At 71.5% G+C, this 15,021-nt stretch carries 12 protein-coding genes and 1 pseudogene; 6 read left to right on the top strand and 7 right to left on the bottom strand.

Annotated features, from left to right (window positions below; all coding sequences use genetic code 11):
• Positions 1-146: 146 nt before the first annotated feature.
• Positions 147-1,604 carry a catalase gene (locus tag B9S57_RS05315; RefSeq protein WP_103514352.1) on the top strand — a complete coding sequence of 486 codons (1,458 nt, stop codon included), beginning with the start codon at positions 147-149 and terminating at the stop codon, positions 1,602-1,604.
• Positions 1,605-1,851: 247 nt separating this feature from the next.
• Here B9S57_RS05315 and B9S57_RS05310 read toward each other — a convergent pair whose 3' ends face one another.
• Together B9S57_RS05310 and gcl are read right to left on the bottom strand one after the other, a co-directional pair.
• Complete coding sequence (locus tag B9S57_RS05310; RefSeq protein WP_103514351.1) at positions 1,852-2,289, bottom strand: DUF6083 domain-containing protein; 438 nt, start codon at positions 2,287-2,289, stop codon at positions 1,852-1,854.
• 460 nt (positions 2,290-2,749) lie between these two features.
• The gene (gene gcl / locus B9S57_RS05305; protein ID WP_103514350.1) at positions 2,750-4,534 is read right to left on the bottom strand and encodes a glyoxylate carboligase; all 1,785 of its coding nucleotides are present in this window, start codon (positions 4,532-4,534) and stop codon (positions 2,750-2,752) included.
• A 257-nt stretch (positions 4,535-4,791) separates the two neighbouring features.
• Between gcl and B9S57_RS05300 the strand changes: the two genes are divergently transcribed.
• Positions 4,792-5,517 carry a hypothetical protein gene (locus B9S57_RS05300; RefSeq protein WP_103514349.1) on the top strand — a complete coding sequence of 242 codons (726 nt, stop codon included), beginning with the start codon at positions 4,792-4,794 and terminating at the stop codon, positions 5,515-5,517.
• Positions 5,518-5,609: 92 nt separating this feature from the next.
• Positions 5,610-5,831, top strand: a complete 222-nt coding sequence (locus tag B9S57_RS05295; RefSeq protein WP_103514348.1) for a hypothetical protein — start codon at positions 5,610-5,612, stop codon at positions 5,829-5,831.
• 21 nt (positions 5,832-5,852) lie between these two features.
• Here B9S57_RS05295 and B9S57_RS05290 read toward each other — a convergent pair whose 3' ends face one another.
• Both B9S57_RS05290 and B9S57_RS05285 read right to left on the bottom strand, forming a co-directional pair.
• Positions 5,853-7,460 (bottom strand): AMP-binding protein, encoded by a 1,608-nt coding sequence (locus tag B9S57_RS05290; protein WP_103514347.1) that lies wholly within the window; start codon positions 7,458-7,460, stop codon positions 5,853-5,855.
• Positions 7,457-9,133 (bottom strand): AMP-binding protein, encoded by a 1,677-nt coding sequence (locus tag B9S57_RS05285; RefSeq protein ID WP_103514346.1) that lies wholly within the window; start codon positions 9,131-9,133, stop codon positions 7,457-7,459. Before B9S57_RS05285 ends, B9S57_RS05290 begins: the two co-directional genes overlap by 4 nt.
• Positions 9,134-9,237: 104 nt before the next feature.
• Here B9S57_RS05285 and B9S57_RS05280 point away from each other — a divergent pair, with 104 nt between their 5' ends.
• Positions 9,238-10,083 (top strand): response regulator transcription factor, encoded by an 846-nt coding sequence (locus B9S57_RS05280; RefSeq protein WP_103514345.1) that lies wholly within the window; start codon positions 9,238-9,240, stop codon positions 10,081-10,083.
• Positions 10,084-10,113: 30 nt separating this feature from the next.
• Positions 10,114-10,374, top strand: a pseudogene (locus B9S57_RS05275) (LysE family translocator); the annotation flags it as partial.
• Here B9S57_RS05275 and B9S57_RS05270 read toward each other — a convergent pair.
• Positions 10,375-11,493, bottom strand: coding sequence for a winged helix DNA-binding domain-containing protein (locus B9S57_RS05270; protein WP_103514344.1), 1,119 nt, complete (start codon positions 11,491-11,493; stop codon positions 10,375-10,377).
• A gap of 105 nt (positions 11,494-11,598) precedes the next feature.
• On the opposite strand from B9S57_RS05270, the gene B9S57_RS05265 reads away from it, so the two are divergent.
• Complete coding sequence (locus tag B9S57_RS05265; RefSeq protein WP_103514343.1) at positions 11,599-12,468, top strand: DMT family transporter; 870 nt, start codon at positions 11,599-11,601, stop codon at positions 12,466-12,468.
• A gap of 5 nt (positions 12,469-12,473) precedes the next feature.
• Here the strand turns inward: B9S57_RS05265 and B9S57_RS05260 are convergent, their stop codons facing one another.
• Positions 12,474-13,505 carry a glutathione S-transferase family protein gene (locus tag B9S57_RS05260; protein ID WP_103514342.1) on the bottom strand — a complete coding sequence of 344 codons (1,032 nt, stop codon included), beginning with the start codon at positions 13,503-13,505 and terminating at the stop codon, positions 12,474-12,476.
• On the bottom strand, positions 13,502-15,019 hold the full coding sequence (locus B9S57_RS05255) for an MFS transporter (RefSeq protein ID WP_103514341.1): 1,518 nt from the start codon (positions 15,017-15,019) through the stop codon (positions 13,502-13,504). Before B9S57_RS05255 ends, B9S57_RS05260 begins: the two co-directional genes overlap by 4 nt.
• Positions 15,020-15,021 lie beyond the last annotated feature (2 nt).

Below are 15,021 nucleotides of genomic sequence, written 5' to 3'. Positions count from 1 at the left end.
CGCGGCGGCGCTGACACCTGTCCTGTCGCGCCCAGGCGCTGCCGCGATCCGGAACCCTACCCTCCAATTTCAACAAACTGTTGACGCGGCGATCCCGGCGAATCTACGCTCCTGAGGCCGTCAGCAGCCCCGTACGGAAGGCCTCCATGTCCCAGCGTGTGCTCACGACCGAGTCAGGCGCCCCCGTCGCCGACAACCAGAACTCCGCCACGGCCGGCGCGGGCGGGCCGGTCCTGATCCAGGACCAGCACCTGCTCGAGAAGCTCGCCCGCTTCAACCGTGAGCGCATCCCGGAGCGCGTCGTCCACGCGCGCGGATCCGGCGCGTACGGCTACTTCGAGGTGACCGACGACATCACCGCCTTCACCCACGCCGACTTCCTCTCCGAGGTGGGCCGCCGCACCGAGACGTTCATCCGCTTCTCGACGGTCGCCGACTCCCTCGGCGGCGCGGACGCCGTGCGCGACCCTCGCGGATTCGCCCTCAAGTTCTACACGAACCAGGGCAACTACGACCTCGTCGGCAACAACACCCCGGTGTTCTTCATCAAGGACCCGATCAAGTTCCCCGACTTCATCCACTCCCAGAAGCGCGACCCGTTCACGGGCCGCCAGGAGCCGGACAACGTCTGGGACTTCTGGGCGCACTCCCCCGAGTCGACGCACCAGATCACGTGGCTGATGGGCGACCGCGGAATCCCCGCGTCGTACCGCCACATGAACGGCTACGGCTCGCACACCTACCAGTGGACCAACGCGGAGGGCGAGGCCTTCTTCGTCAAGTACCACTTCAAGACCAACCAGGGCGTGCGCTCCCTCTCCGCCGACCAGGCGGCCGAGCAGGTCGGCAAGGACGCCAACTCCCACCAGACGGACCTGCTCCAGGCCATCGAGCGGGGCGTCAACCCGTCCTGGACGCTGCACGTGCAGGTCATGACGGCGGCCGAGGCGGCGGACTACCGCTTCAACCCGTTCGACGTGACGAAGGTGTGGCCGCACGCCGACTTCCCGCTGCGGCGCGTGGGCCGGCTGGTGCTGGACCGCAACCCGGACAACGTCTTCGGCGAGGTGGAGCAGGCGGCGTTCTCGCCGAACAACTTCGTGCCCGGCATCGGTCCGTCCCCGGACAAGATGCTCCAGGGCCGGCTGTTCGCGTACGCCGACGCGCAGCGCTACCGGCTGGGCATCAACCACACCCAGCTGCCGGTCAACGCGCCGAAGGCGGCCACCGCCGACAACTACGGCCGCGACGGTCTGCACGCGACCCGCTACGGCTCGCGCCAGGACAAGAACTACGAGCCCAACTCGTACGCCGGGCCGGCGGAGACCGGTGCCGCCCTGGCAGCGCCGCTGCCCGTGAAGGGCTGGACGGGCACCCACGAGGCGCCCGCGCACGCCAAGGACGACGACTTCTTCCAGGCCGGTGAGCTCTACCGGCTGATGTCGGCGGACGAGAAGAACCGCCTGATCGCCAACATCGCCGGCGGCCTCTCGCAGGTCACCCGTGACGACGTGATCGAGAAGAACCTCGCCCACTTCCACGCCGCCGACGCCGACTACGGCAAGCGCGTCGAGGAGGCGGTCCGCGCCCTGCGCGAGGACTGAGCCTCACCCCGGGCCCTGCCCGGGCCGCGCACCCGGATGAGGGGAGCGTGCGGCACCGGCAGGACGGGACCGCGGCGGCGGACGACACCAGTGCGGTGGTGAAGGGCCGGGCGGCCCGCTCCAGACCTGAAGGAGCGCGCCGCCCCTGCCCACGGTCCGCCGTCGCGGTCGCCGTGAACGTTCCATGCAGAGGTGCGGTGCACGCCGGTCGGCGTGCACCGCACCTCTGCATGCGTGCGTCCGGGCGTCAGCCCGTGTCCGGGAGCCCCTCGCCCGGCAGGTCGAAGAGGCGTTGCGCGCGTTCCCTGTTGCGCCGGCGGAGCACCGTGGCCCCCGGCCAGTGGTCCTCGGGCACGAGGTGGGGGCAGGCGATGCGGTGCGGGATACGGCACCTGGCACCGGGAAGCGGCTCGGCGTCCCACAGGTTCATCGCGGTCCCGGTCGAGGTGATGACCCACCGCCGCCTCGGGGGAAGGGTGTGGGCCGGGACGAGGACGCGGGGTTCGAGGAGGATCCAGTACCCCGCGTACGAGGTGGCGTACCGGTCCTGACGGAGGTCGCAGAAGGGGCACTCGGGCGGCGCCGGCGGTCCGGGCGCGACGGCGCCTTCGAAGAGCGCCTGGAAGTGGTCGGCGGGGCGGTCGGGCGGGTCCGGGAAGGGCCAGGTGCTCTCGGGATCCCCCATGGCCCCAGGATCCGGGCGGGGCCCGCGTTCCGGTAGGACGCGATCCGGCCGTGCCGGGTGGTGCTGCCGCCTGCGGGTGTTCCACGGGACACCCCGTGAGGCGCCCCCGAGCGCATCCGGCACGGTCCTCGTGGCCGGCCGGTCGCCCCCGGAAGCCCGCGGATCGGCACCGGCCCAGGACGCTCTCGTCTCCCGTCATGCCGGACACCGGGACAGAGGGGCACCGGAGAGCTGGCCCGGGACCTGCCGCGCGACCAGCACCCCGCCCCGGCCCATCGCCTGCCTCGTGAGGCCCGGAGCGCGCAGCCGTGACACCCGGATGCGGCGGCTAGGCGACGATCTCGCCTTACGGCCGCCCCGGGCCACGCGTCCTGGGGACGGCCTCCGGCCCGGCACGGGGCCGGGACACGACGGCGGCCCCCACGACCGCGGAGGTCGTGGGGGCCGGCATCGTCCGGGATCAGGAAGCGGTCAGCGCACGGATCGCCGTCGGGGCGTGGCCCGGCTCCGTCGCGACGTCCTCGAACTCGTTGACGGACGCGATGTCCGTGCCGCTCATCGAGATGTTGGTGACCCGCTCCAGGATCGCCTCGACGACGACCGGCACCCGGTGCTCGGCCGCGAGCTTCTTGGCCTCCTCGAAGGCCGGCAGCAGCTGGTCGGGCTCGGTGACCCGGATCGCCTTGCAGCCGAGGCCCTCGACGACCTTGACGTGGTCCACGCCGTAGACGCCGAGCTCCGGGGAGTTCTGGTTCTCGAACTCCAGGTTGACCTGGAAGTCGATGTCGAAGTTGCGCTGGGCCTGGCGGATGAGCCCCAGGTAGGAGTTGTTCACCAGGACGTGGACGTACGGGATGCGGTGCTGGGCTCCGACGGCCAGCTCCTCCAGCATGAACTGGAAGTCGTAGTCCCCGGAGAGGGCGACCACGGAGCCTTCCGGGTCGGCCGTGGCGAGACCCAGCGCGGCCGGGATCGTCCAGCCGAGCGGGCCCGCCTGGCCGCAGTTGATCCAGTGGCGCGGCCGGTAGACGTGCAGCATCTGCGCGCCGGCGATCTGGGAGAGGCCGATCGTCGAGACGTACCGGGTCTCGGGGCCGAACGCCCGGTTCATCTCCTCGTACACGCGCTGCGGCTTCAGCGGCACGTCGTCGAAGTGCGTACGCCGCTGGAGGGTCGCCCTGCGCTCCTGGGTGGACGCGGCCCACTGCGCGCGGTCCTTCAGCGTGCCGGCAGCCTTCAGCTCGCGCGCCACCTCGACGAAGAGCTCCAGCGCGGCCTTGGCGTCGGAGGCGATGCCGAGGTCGGGGGCGAAGATCTTGCCCAGCTGGGTGGGCTCGATGTCGACGTGGACGAACTTCCGGCCCTGGGTGTAGACGTCCAGCTTGCCGGTGTGGCGGTTGGCCCAGCGGTTGCCGATGCCGAGGACGAAGTCGGACTCCAGGAAGTTCGCGTTGCCGTAGCGGTGCGAGGTCTGGAGGCCGACCATTCCGGCGTTCAGCTCGTGGTCGTCGGGGAGGATGCCCCAGCCCATGAGGGTGGGGACGACGGGGACCCCGGTCAGCTCGGCGAACTCCACCAGGAGATCGGAGGCGTCGGCGTTGATGATGCCGCCGCCCGCGACGAGCAGCGGCCGCTCGGAGGCGTTGAGCATCTCGACGGCCCGCTCGATCTGCTTGCGGCTCGCGGCGGGCTTGTGGACCGGCAGCGGCTCGTACAGCTCGGGGTCGAACTCGATCTCGGTGAGCTGCACGTCGATCGGCAGGTCGATGAGGACCGGCCCCGGCCGGCCCGTGCGCATCAGGTGGAAGGCCTGCTGGAAGACGCCCGGGACCTGCGCGGCCTCCAGGACGGTGGTCGCGGCCTTGGTCACCGGGGCGGCGATCGAGGCGATGTCGACGGCTTGGAAGTCCTCCTTGTGGAGGACGGCCGTGGGCGCCTGGCCGGTGATGCAGAGGATCGGGATCGAGTCGGCGATGGCCGAGTAGAGCCCGGTGATCATGTCGGTGCCCGCGGGCCCCGACGTACCGATGCAGACGCCGATGTTCCCGGCCGCGGCACGGGTGTAGCCCTCCGCCATGTGGGAGGCACCCTCGACGTGGCGGGCGAGGGTGTGGTGGACCCCGCCGGAGGCCTTGAGGGCCGCGTAGAACGGGTTGATCGCCGCGCCCGGCACGCCGAACGCGTTGCTGACACCTTCGCGCTTGAGGATCTCAACTGCCGCTCGGGCAGCGGTCATACGAGGCATGAGTGCTCCTGATCGGACCTGGTGGAGTCGGGCTCTGTCGCGCCACCTGAGAGCACCAATTCCGCATTGTGGAAATTTTGTTCTGCTATGTGGAATCAATTTAGGGCCGCCCCGGACAGCCGTCAAGGGAGGGCGGAGGAAGGGGCCGGGACGACCGTGCCGAAGTGCGCGATTCCGTCCCCGGAACGTCGCTCCTGGTGGACGATGGGGGCACGGAACGCAGTCGCCGCCGCAGGGGCGGAGGGAAGGGGCAGCACGTGGAGTCCGTACCGGTGCGCTGCCCGGTCTGCCGACGGGATCACGCGTACATCACGCCGGTGTATCCCTGCCCCTGCGGCTCCCCGACCGCCCCGCCGCTGATGCGCGGCGCGCCGGCCGTGCCCATCACGCACCGGACCTGGAACGACGACTGGGTGAGCGTGCGCTGCCACTCCTGCGGGCGGCGCGACCAGTGGCCGCACCCCGAACTCTGCTGCCCGTGCGGCACAGTGCTGCGGGTCCCCGTGCGCCCGGTGGCCACGCGCGGCGCCGAGCCGCCGCCCACCGTCGGCCGGCCGTCCGGCCCGCCCCACACCCCGCTGCCGCGCACGGCCGCGCATCCCCGGCCCTCCTTCAGGCCACTGGTGATACGCACGGCCCGCGACGCGGTGAGCACCTCGGCGCTGTATCTGGGGTGGCTGGGCTTCCGCGACGTCGTCCAGCCGGAGGTGCGGCCCAGCTCCCGGATCGACCTCAGGGCCGTCGGCCTCATCGCCCAGGTCGACGCGACCACCCGGCCGACCACCCTGCGCGACGTCGAGTGTCTCTGGCTGAACGCACTGAACACCTCGGTGTCCGGCGTGCTGTTCTCACTGGCCGGCTACACGGACGAGGCCCGTTCGCGCGCGGACGGCCTCGCGATCCCGCTGTTCGTCCTCGACCTCACCGGCACGCCCCAGCCGGTCAACGCCCCCGCGGACGAGTTGGTCGGCGTCGGGCCCTGATCTCCGGTCCCCGCCGCATGATTTCGGTCACCTGCGCTCTGCCGGCCGCATATGTTCGACCTGTTGTCAGAATGAGGACGTAGAGTGAAGGCATGGTCTTAACTCCCCGGCTTTCCACCCATTCCACCCCTGTGTATCTGGCCCAGCCCGCCCACCCGTCCGCCGTCGAGGCCAACGACGCGATCCGCGCCCTGGTCGACTCGCGGGCAGGTCAGGACTGGACCCCGGTGGAAGCCGCGGAGTACGAGGTACTGCTGATCGAGTGGGCCGCCGCGACCCAGGGCATAGGCTCCGGCATCATCGAAGCCGCCTGATCCCCCGGCCCCCGGCGCGGGCTACGCGCCGTACCCCTCCCGCAGTTCGACCTTCCGGACCTTGCCGCTGACGGTCATCGGGAACGCGTCGAGGATCCGCAGCGCGCGCGGGACCTTGTAGTGCGCAAGCCGCTCACGGCAGTACTCCTTCACCTCGTCGAGCGTCGGCGGGTCGGCGGGATCGCAGGGGATGACGCAGGCCAGGACCTCCTCGCCGTAGCGGTCGTCCGGCACCCCCACCACCTGGACGTCCGCGATCTTGGGGTGACCGTGGAGGAACTCCTCGACCTCGCGCGGATAGACGTTCTCACCACCGCGGATGATCACGTCCTTGATCCGGCCGACGATCTGGACGTACCCGTCCTCCCGCATCACCGCGAGGTCCCCCGTGTGCATCCACCGTCCCGCGTCGACGGCTTCGGCGGTGCGCTCAGGCTGATCCCAGTAGCCGAGCATCACGCTGTAGCCCCGGGTGCACAGTTCACCGGACTCGCCGCGCGGCAGGGTCACGCCCGTCACCGGATCGACCACCTTCACCTCGATGTGCGGCATCACCCGGCCGACCGTGCCCGTGCGGCGCTCCAGGTCGTCGTCCCGGCGGGTCTGGGTGGAGACCGGCGAGGTCTCCGTCATCCCGTAGCAGATGGACACCTCGTCCATGTGCATCCGGGAGACGACCCGCTTCATCACCTCGACCGGGCAGGGCGATCCCGCCATGATCCCGGTGCGCAGGGAGGAGAGGTCGTACGAGGCGAAGCCGGGGAGGTCGAGCTCCGCGATGAACATGGTGGGTACGCCGTAGAGCGAGGTGCAGCGCTCCTGCTGGACGGCCGCCAGCACCGCGGCGGGCTCGAAGGCCGGCGCGGGGATCACGATGCAGGCGCCGTGCGAGGTGATGCCGAGGTTTCCCATGACCATGCCGAAGCAGTGGTAGAACGGCACGGGCAGACAGACCCGGTCCTGTTCGGTGTAGGCGACCAGCTCCCCCACGAAGTATCCGTTGTTGAGGATGCTGTGGTGGGAGAGCGTGGCCCCCTTGGGGAATCCGGTGGTCCCGGAGGTGTACTGGATGTTGATCGCGTCGTCGCACGACAACTCCGCCTCACGTGAGGCCAGTTGTTCTGCCGTCACCTTCCCCGAGGCGGCGGTCAGCTCGTCCCAGGACGGGTCGCCGATGTAGTGGACGGACCGCAGGCCGGGACAGTCGGCACGGACCTGTCCGACGAGTGCGCGGTAGTCGGTGGTGCGGTGGGCGAGCGAGGCGACCAGGACGGAGATCCCCGCCTGCTTCAGCACGTATTCCAACTCGTGCGCGCGGTAGGCCGGGTTGATGTTGACCATGACGGCGCCGATACGGGCCGTGGCGTACTGGACGAGGACCCACTCGGGGCAGTTGACCGCCCAGATGCCGACCCGGTCGCCCTTGGCCACCCCGGACGCCATCAGACCGCGGGCCAGCTCCTCGACGTCGGCACCGAATTCGGCGTACGTCCACCGGCGTCCGGACACCACGTCGACCAGCGCCTCACGCTCCCCGTACGCCTCGACCGCCCGGTCCAGGTTGCGTCCGATGGTGTCGCCGAGGAGTGGGGTGGTGCTCGTGCCGTGCGCGTAGGAGAGGTCACTCATCGCAGGTCCCCCTCGTCGAACTCGGTGCCGGTCCCCCGCGCCGTGCGTTCGCGCAGCTCGATCCTGCGGATCTTCCCCGAGACGGTCTTGGGCAGTTCGGCGAACTCCAGCCGGCGGATGCGCTTGTACGGCGCGAGGACCGACCTGGAGTGCGCGAAGAGCACCTCGGCCGTGCCGGGCCCGGGCTCCCAGCCCTCGGCGAGCACGACGTACGCCTTCGGCACGGAGAGCCGCACCGGGTCGGGGGCGGGCACCACCGCGGCCTCCGCGACGGCCTCGTGCTCCAGCAGGGCGCTCTCCAGCTCGAACGGCGAGATCTTGTAGTCGGAGGCCTTGAACACGTCGTCGGCCCTGCCCACGTAGGTGATGTAGCCGTCCTCGTCCCGGGCGCCGATGTCACCCGTGCGGTAGTAGCCGCCCGCCATGGCCTCGGCCGTGCGCTCCGGGTCGCCGTGGTAGCCGGTCATCAGACCGACCGGCGGGGTGGACAGGTCGAGGGAGATCTCGCCCTCCACCGCGCCCGGCTCGCCGGTGACCGGGTCCAGCAGCTCGACCCTGAATCCGGGGCTGGGCCGCCCCATGGACCCCGCCTTGAGCAGCTGCCCGGGCGTGTTGGCCACCTGCACCGCGGTCTCCGTCTGGCCGAAGCCGTCACGGATGGTGACTCCCCAGGCGCGCCGCACGCTCTCGATGACCTCGGGGTTGAGCGGCTCACCGGCCGCGACGACCTCGCGCGGCACCACCTTGAGCCGCGTGAGGTCGGCCTGGATGAGCATCCGCCAGACCGTCGGCGGAGCGCAGAAGCTGGTGACCGCCGAGCGGTCCATCTCCGCCATCAGCCGGGCGGCGTCGAACCGGGTGTAGTTGTAGATGAAGACGGTGGCCTCGGCGCTCCACGGCGCGAAGAGGTTCGACCAGGCGTGCTTCGCCCAGCCGGGTGAGGAGATGTTCAGATGGACGTCGCCCGGCTTGAGGCCGATCCAGTACATCGTCGACAAGTGACCCACGGGGTAGGAGACATGGGTGTGCTCGACGAGCTTCGGGCTGGCCGTCGTGCCCGAGGTGAAGTAGAGCATCAGGGGCTCGTCCGCGTCCGTCTCGCGGTCCGGCGTGAAGCTCTCCGGCGCCTCGTCGGCCCCGCCGTAGGAGATCCAGCCCGGGACGTCGGCGCCGACGGCGATCCGGGTGTAGTCACCGGGCACCTCGTCGAACTTCGCCGTGTCCGCCGACCGCACGAGGACATGGCGGACCCTGCCGCGCTCGACCCGGTCGCGCAGGTCCACCGGTCCCAGCAGCGGGGTGGCGGGGATGACGACGGCACGCAGCTTCATCGCGGCGAGCGCCGTCTCCCACAGCTCGACCTGGTTGCCGAGCATGACCAGGATGCGGTCGCCGGCGGCCACGCCCTGCTCGCGCAGCCAGTTCGCCGCCCGGTCGGAGCGGGCCGCCATCCGGGCGAAGGACACCTCGGTGCGCCCTCCGTCCTCCTCCACGATGTGCAGGGCGGTGCGGTGGTTGTCCTCGGCGATGACGTCGAACCAGTCCAGTGCCCAGTTGAAGCGGTCGGGCCGGGGCCAGGCGAAGCCCTCGTACGCCGCGGTGTAGTCCTCACGGTGCTCGATCAGGAAGTCCCGGGCGGCCCGGAACGTCTCTGTCGCACTCGTTGCCGGCATGTGCCCTCCTCGTCGCGAACCCGTCCTTTAACATCATGTGAACAGTGACCCAGATCTCACCACCCCCGAACAGGGGTAGGGCCGACGGAGCGGGAGTCAGCGGAGTGCCGGAACCGGGCGAGGCGACCGAGCTGCGGGCGGCCCTGCTGAGCCTGCGGCGGACGAGCGGGCTGCCGGTCGTCTTCGGCGGGCTGCTGTCCGACGCCCGCCATGCCCGGATCGCCGAGCTGAGCGGCGCGCAGACCCCCGCGCTGCGCGGGCTCGTCATCTCGGCGGGGAGCGGGCTCGGTGGAAAGGCGATCGCCCTGTCACGGCCGTGCGCGGTCACGGACTACCCCTCCTCGCGCCACATCAGCCACGAGTACGACACGGCTGTCGCGGCGGAGGGGCTGCGCTCGGTCGTCGCGGTGCCGGTCGTCGTGCGCCGGACGGTGCGCGGTGTGCTGTACGGGGCGCTGCGTGAGCCCTTCACGCTCGGGGACCGCGCGTTCGACGCGGCGGCCCAGGCGGCGAGGGACGTGGAGCAGGCCCTGGCCGTCCGCGACGAGGTGCAGCAGCTCCTGGCGTCGACGCGGGAGCGGATCACCGATCCGGGCACCGGAGCGGGCACCTGGGAGGATGTCCGCGAGGTGCACCGGGAGCTGCGGGCCCTGGCCCCGAGGATCGTGGACCCGGCGCTGCGCGGCGAGCTGCTCGCGGTGTGCGGGCGGCTGGCGTCGGCTGCGGGGCCGGAGCGGGGCGCGTCCGCCGGGCGGGTACGGCTGGCGCCGCGCGAGATCGATGTGATCGCGTGCGTCGCGTCGGGCGCCACGAACGCGACGGCGGCCGGAAGGCTGGGGTTGCGGCCGGAGACCGTGAAGAGCTATCTGCGGTCCGCTATGCGGAAGTTGGGGGCGCACACCCGGCTGGAAGCCGTGGTGGCGGCACGCCGCGCGGGTCTGCTGCCGTAACAGGGTCCGACGAGCGGGGAGATCGACGACGTGGTGTCCACGGATCAGTATCTCGTCTTCGCGATGATGTCCCTGTTGGTGATCGTGATCCCGGGACCGAGCGTGCTGTTCGTGATCGGCCGGGCGCTCGCCCACGGCCGCCGCACGGCTCTGGCGACCGTGCTGGGCGATGTCGCCGGCTCCTACGTGCTGGTGCCGGCGGTCGCGCTGGGGATCGGTTCCCTGGTCGGGCGGTCCGTGCCGTTCTTCGTGGCGGTGAAGCCGGCGGGCGCCGCGCATCTCGTGCACGTCTCACCCCCCGAAGTCGATGAAGGGGGCGAACCGGACGTCGTGGGCGGGCGCCGGGGCCATCACCGTGAGCAGGTCGAAGGCCTCCCGGGTGATCTCGTCGCGGGTGGCCGCTCCGAGGTCCCCCAGGGCCTGCACGGTCACGACCGCCTCGTCCGCGGTCTGGTCGAGGCGCCAGAGCGCGGCCAGGAAGCCGTCGGCCAGGACGCTCCCGTAGGACTGGTTGCCCACCCCGTTGCGCCCCTTGTAGGCGGGCGGGATCACCCGGGTGCGGTCGGCGTGGCCGAGCAGGACGTTGTCGAACTCCGGGAGGAAGCGCGGCGGGGCCGGGGTGCCGGGGTCGGGACGCGGGGCGTCGGGCAGATCGAAGAGTTCCACGCCGTTCTCGTCGCGGAAGGTGAGGAGTCCGGGCCGCAGGCGCTCGAAGACCTCGCGCATCCGGGTGAGTCCGGCCCACATCTGCAGGTCCTTCACGGAGGCGGGTCCGAAGGCGCCGAGGTAGCGCAGCACGGTCGTGTCCGGGGAGGCCGCCGGCTGCGGCGGACTGTCCAGCCAGTGCTCGGCGGTCGTCAACGCGACCTGCCCGCTGCGCCCCCAGAGCCCCCGTGGCGTGACCTGGACCAGCGGCAGCCGGCACCGGGCGGCGACACCGAGGGACTGCGGATCGGCGTCCGGCCAGTGGAGGCGCAGGCGCTCCCGCAACTCCTTCATGGTGCGCGGCCGTTCCTCGACGAGCTCCCTGGCGAGCGAGGCCAGCCGGTCCAGGTCGACGCCGGCCAGGCCGCTCCGGAACATGTTCAGCTCCCGGTCGCGTGCCGCCTGCACCAGGGGGCGCAGCGTGAGGGCGTCCTCGGCGGTGTGGGTGTGGATCGTGGAGCGCAGGGTGACGATCCTGACCACCTCGTGGGACTCCATCAGCGCCGAGAGGGCGGCCGGGTCGAAGCCTTCCAGCCGGGAGAAGAGCTGGAAGTAGGGCGGCCTGGTGTTCTGCGCCTGCAGGCCGACCAGACGGCTGACGGCGTCCTTCACCGGCACGGCGGTGCGGCGGAGCAGCATCTGGCGCTCCAGCGTCGCCCTGTTCAGTGCGCGGGTGGAGAGCACGGGAGCGTTCGTGGCGGCCATGGTCCGCAGCGTACGCGGGTCCTTGGCGGCGCCGGCCGGGAACGAGCGACACCCCGCGGTCCGCGACATCGGTGACAGGACGGTCTCCGCCCTCATGATGGGGCGGTGATCAGTGTCCTGTTCGCGGTCCTGACCGCTCTCAGCAACGGCACCGCCTCGGTGCTGCAGCGCCGGGCCGCGCTCGACGTGCCCGACAGCGAGGCGATGCACCTGTCGCTGATCAGGCATCTGCTGCGGAAGAAGGTGTGGCTCGGCGGGATCGCGCTCGTGGTCGTCGCGGCCGTGTGCCAGGCGGTGGCCCTGGCCACGGGGCCGATCGCTGTGGTCCAGCCGATCTTCGTCATCGAGCTGCCCGCGACCCTGGTCATCGCCGGGTTCGTCATGCGGGTCGGTGTACCGCGCACGGTCTGGGCCGGGGTGGCCGCCGTGACGGCCGGCCTGGCTCTCGGCATGGCAGCCGCCGCGCCGGTCGGCGGGAGCGACGACGTGCAGGGCGCGGCCTGGGTCCCGGCGCTGGTGGCGACCGGGCTCTTCGAGACGGCGCTGATCGCGGCGGCGCTCGGCACCTCCGGCAATGCCAGGGCCGCGCTGCTGGGACTGGCCGCGGCCTGTGGGTACGCGCTGACGGCCGCGCTGATGAAGGACGCCATGTCGCGTCTGGAGAGTGACGGCGCGGCGGGCTTGCTGACGGCGTGGCAGCTGTACGCGACGGCGGCGGCCGGGGTGGGCGCGCTGTTCCTCCTCCAGAACGCCCTCCAGGCCGGATCGCTGGTGGCGGTGCAGCCGATGCTGACGCTCGGGGACGCGCTCATCAGCATCACCTACGGGGTGACCCTGTTCGGTGAGGAACTGCGGACCGGGTGGTGGCTGCTGCCCCAGCTGGCCGGGCTGGCCCTGATCGCCGTCGGCTGCGTCGTACTCGCCCGCTCGCCGCTGGCGAGCGCGAACGCCGGGCCGCCGCCACGCGCGGAGTGAGCCGGTCAGGGGCGCCCTCGCGCCGGGACCTCCTCGCCCGGCGGCACCGGGCCGGGCGGGGTGCCGTCGCCGAACGGCCGGCCGCCCAACTGCTCCCGGTGGTGCGGAGCCTTCCAGCCGGACAGGTCGGGGCCGAGCGGCACGACACCGGTCGGGTTGATGCCGGTGTGCACCTGGTAGTAGTGCCGCTTGATGTGGTCGAAGTCGACGGTGTCGCCGAAGCCGGGCGTCTGGTGGAGGTCGCGGACGTACGCCCACAGGACGGGGTCCTCGGAGAGCTTGGACCGGTTGCACTTGAAGTGCCCGTGGTAGACGGCGTCGAAGCGCACCAGTGTGGTGAACAGCCGGATGTCGGCCTCGGTGATCGTGTCCCCGACCAGGTAGCGCTGCCGGGCGAGGCGTTCGGAGACCAGGTCCAGGCGGCGGAACACATCGACGTACGCCGCTTCGTACTCGCCCTGCCCCGCGGCGAAACCCGCTCGGTAGACCCCGTTGTTGACGTCCCGGTAGATCCCGTCCATCACCGAGTCGATCTCGTCGCGCAGCCGCTCCGGGTAGAGGTCGGGCGCGCCGGGCCGGTGCAGGGCGGTCCATTCGGTGGCCAGGTCGAGCGTGATCCGCTGGTAGTCGTTGGTGACCAGGGCCCGGGTCGGTACGTCGACGATCGCGGGCACGCTGACCCCGCCCGGGTAGCCGCTCTCCCGTGCGTCGTACGCCTCGCTGAGGTGGCTGATGCCGAGCACCGGGTCCCTGCCCCCCTCGTCGAGGGTGAAGCGCCAGCTGCGGTCGTCCTGGATGGGGTCGGCGACGGCCAGGGAGAGGGCGCTCTCGAGCCCCAGCAGCCGCCGTGAGACCAGGGCGCGGCTCGCCCAGGGGCAGGCGCGGCTGACGACCAGGCGGTAGCGGCCGGCCTCGACGGGCCAGCCGTCACGGCCGTCGGCGGTGATGCGGTCCGCGAAGTGACTGCGGGAGCGCTTGAAGGGCTTGTGGCCGTAGGAGGTGTTCCCGTCCTGCTCCCGGTCCTCGGTGTCGCTCATGGTGTTCCCCTCGGGGCGTGTGCGTCGGTGGTTCCGGCGCCGGTGGCGCCGGACGTCTCGGAGTCTCTCCTTCCCCGCCTGCCCGCCACGACGTCCGCGAGCGCCACGACCAGGCCCGCGAGGACGAACACGACGGAGACGAGGAGCCCGTGGTCGTAGGCCGCCGCCCAGTCGCCCGCGCCCAGTCGGGCGAAGAAGACCGAGCCCACGGCGGCGATCCCGATGGACGAACCGACGCGCTGGCTGGTCTGGAGGGTGCCGCCCGCGCTGCCCGCGTTGTTCACCGGGACCTCGGAGAGGGTGAGGGTCTGGTTGGGTGCGATGACGAGTCCGCTGCCCAGTCCGGCCAGCAGCAGCGGGGCGGCCATCGCGAGCCCTGCGCCCCTGCCCGGCACCAGGTGCGCGGCCAGCGCGGTGAGCCCGAGTCCGACGGCCACCATGGTGAGCCCCACGACGATGAGGGGCCGCCCGAAACGGCTGACCAGCCGGCCGCCGATGCTCGCCGATGCGCCCGCGCCCAAGGCGAACGGAGTGATGGCCAGACCGGCCTCCAGGGCGCTGTAGTGCAGCCCGGACTGCAGGTAGAGGGTGCTGATGAAGAAGATCGAGGTGAATCCGGCGAAGTACAGCAGGATCATCAGGCAGCCCAGCCAGAAGGACCGGAGCCGGAAGAGCGAGAGATTCAGCACCGGCTGGATGTTCCGCCGCGAGCAGCGGGACTCCCAGGCGACGAACGTCCCGAGCAGGGCCACGGCCACCGGGACGAGGAGCCACTTGCCGTTGCCGGGCCACTGCTGGGCCTGGACGAAGGGCAGCAGCAGGGCGAGTACCCCCGCCCCGAGGAGCAGGACGCCGACGGGGTCCAGGTCGCGGGGGCGGACCCGGGTCGCCGACGGGGTGTCGGGCAGCAGACGTCTGGCCAGCAGGAGGCAGACGATCCCGATCGGAAGGTTGACGTAGAAGACCCAGCGCCACCCCTCCTGCGCCCCGGCACCCTGGATCAGGAGACCGCCCAGCAGCGGGCCGACGGCGGTGGAGATGCCGACCACGGTGCCGAACATGCCGAAGGCGCGGCCCCGCTCGCGTCCGGAGAACATCTGCTGGATGAGCGCGGAGATCTGGGGCGAGAGCAGTCCGCCGGCCGCGCCCTGGAGAAGCCGGGCGACGACGAGCCAGAGACTGGACTGGGCGGCCCCGCAGGCGGCGGAGGCCAGTGTGAAGAGCGCCAGCCCCCACATGAACACCACGCGGCGCCCCCGGGCGTCGCCGAGGCGCCCGCCCGGGATGAGAACGAGACCGAAGGCGAGGGCGTAGCCGGACAGCACCCACTGGAGGTCGGACTCAGGGGTGTCGAGGCCCTCCTTGATGGACGGCAGCGCCACGTTGACGATGGAGACGTCCAGCAGCGTCATGAAGCCCGCCACCAGGCAGACGGCCAGGGCGCGCCAGCGACGGGGGTCGGAGGGGCCCGGACCGGAAGAGTCTGTGTCCCGGTCACCCGCGCTCGCTGCCATGT

Source organism: Streptomyces sp. SM10 (genome assembly GCF_002910915.1).
In the GTDB taxonomy this organism is placed as follows: Bacteria; Actinomycetota; Actinomycetes; order Streptomycetales; family Streptomycetaceae; genus Streptomyces.
The sequence above is the reverse complement of the archived record's forward strand: the minus strand, read 5'-3'. Positions and strand labels throughout refer to the sequence as shown.

Bases quoted from the DNA above. Each gene is read 5' to 3' on its own strand.
- B9S57_RS05315 (WP_103514352.1), top strand. From the start codon at position 147: ATGTCCCAGCGTGTGCTCACGACCGAGTCAGGCGCCCCCGTCGCCGAC.
- B9S57_RS05310 (WP_103514351.1), bottom strand. From the start codon at position 2,289: ATGGGGGATCCCGAGAGCACCTGGCCCTTCCCGGACCCGCCCGACCGC.
- gcl (WP_103514350.1), bottom strand. From the start codon at position 4,534: ATGCCTCGTATGACCGCTGCCCGAGCGGCAGTTGAGATCCTCAAGCGC.
- B9S57_RS05295 (WP_103514348.1), top strand. From the start codon at position 5,610: ATGGTCTTAACTCCCCGGCTTTCCACCCATTCCACCCCTGTGTATCTG.
- B9S57_RS05290 (WP_103514347.1), bottom strand. From the start codon at position 7,460: ATGAGTGACCTCTCCTACGCGCACGGCACGAGCACCACCCCACTCCTC.
- B9S57_RS05285 (WP_103514346.1), bottom strand. From the start codon at position 9,133: ATGCCGGCAACGAGTGCGACAGAGACGTTCCGGGCCGCCCGGGACTTC.
- B9S57_RS05270 (WP_103514344.1), bottom strand. From the start codon at position 11,493: ATGGCCGCCACGAACGCTCCCGTGCTCTCCACCCGCGCACTGAACAGG.
- B9S57_RS05260 (WP_103514342.1), bottom strand. From the start codon at position 13,505: ATGAGCGACACCGAGGACCGGGAGCAGGACGGGAACACCTCCTACGGC.
- B9S57_RS05255 (WP_103514341.1), bottom strand. From the start codon at position 15,019: ATGGCAGCGAGCGCGGGTGACCGGGACACAGACTCTTCCGGTCCGGGC.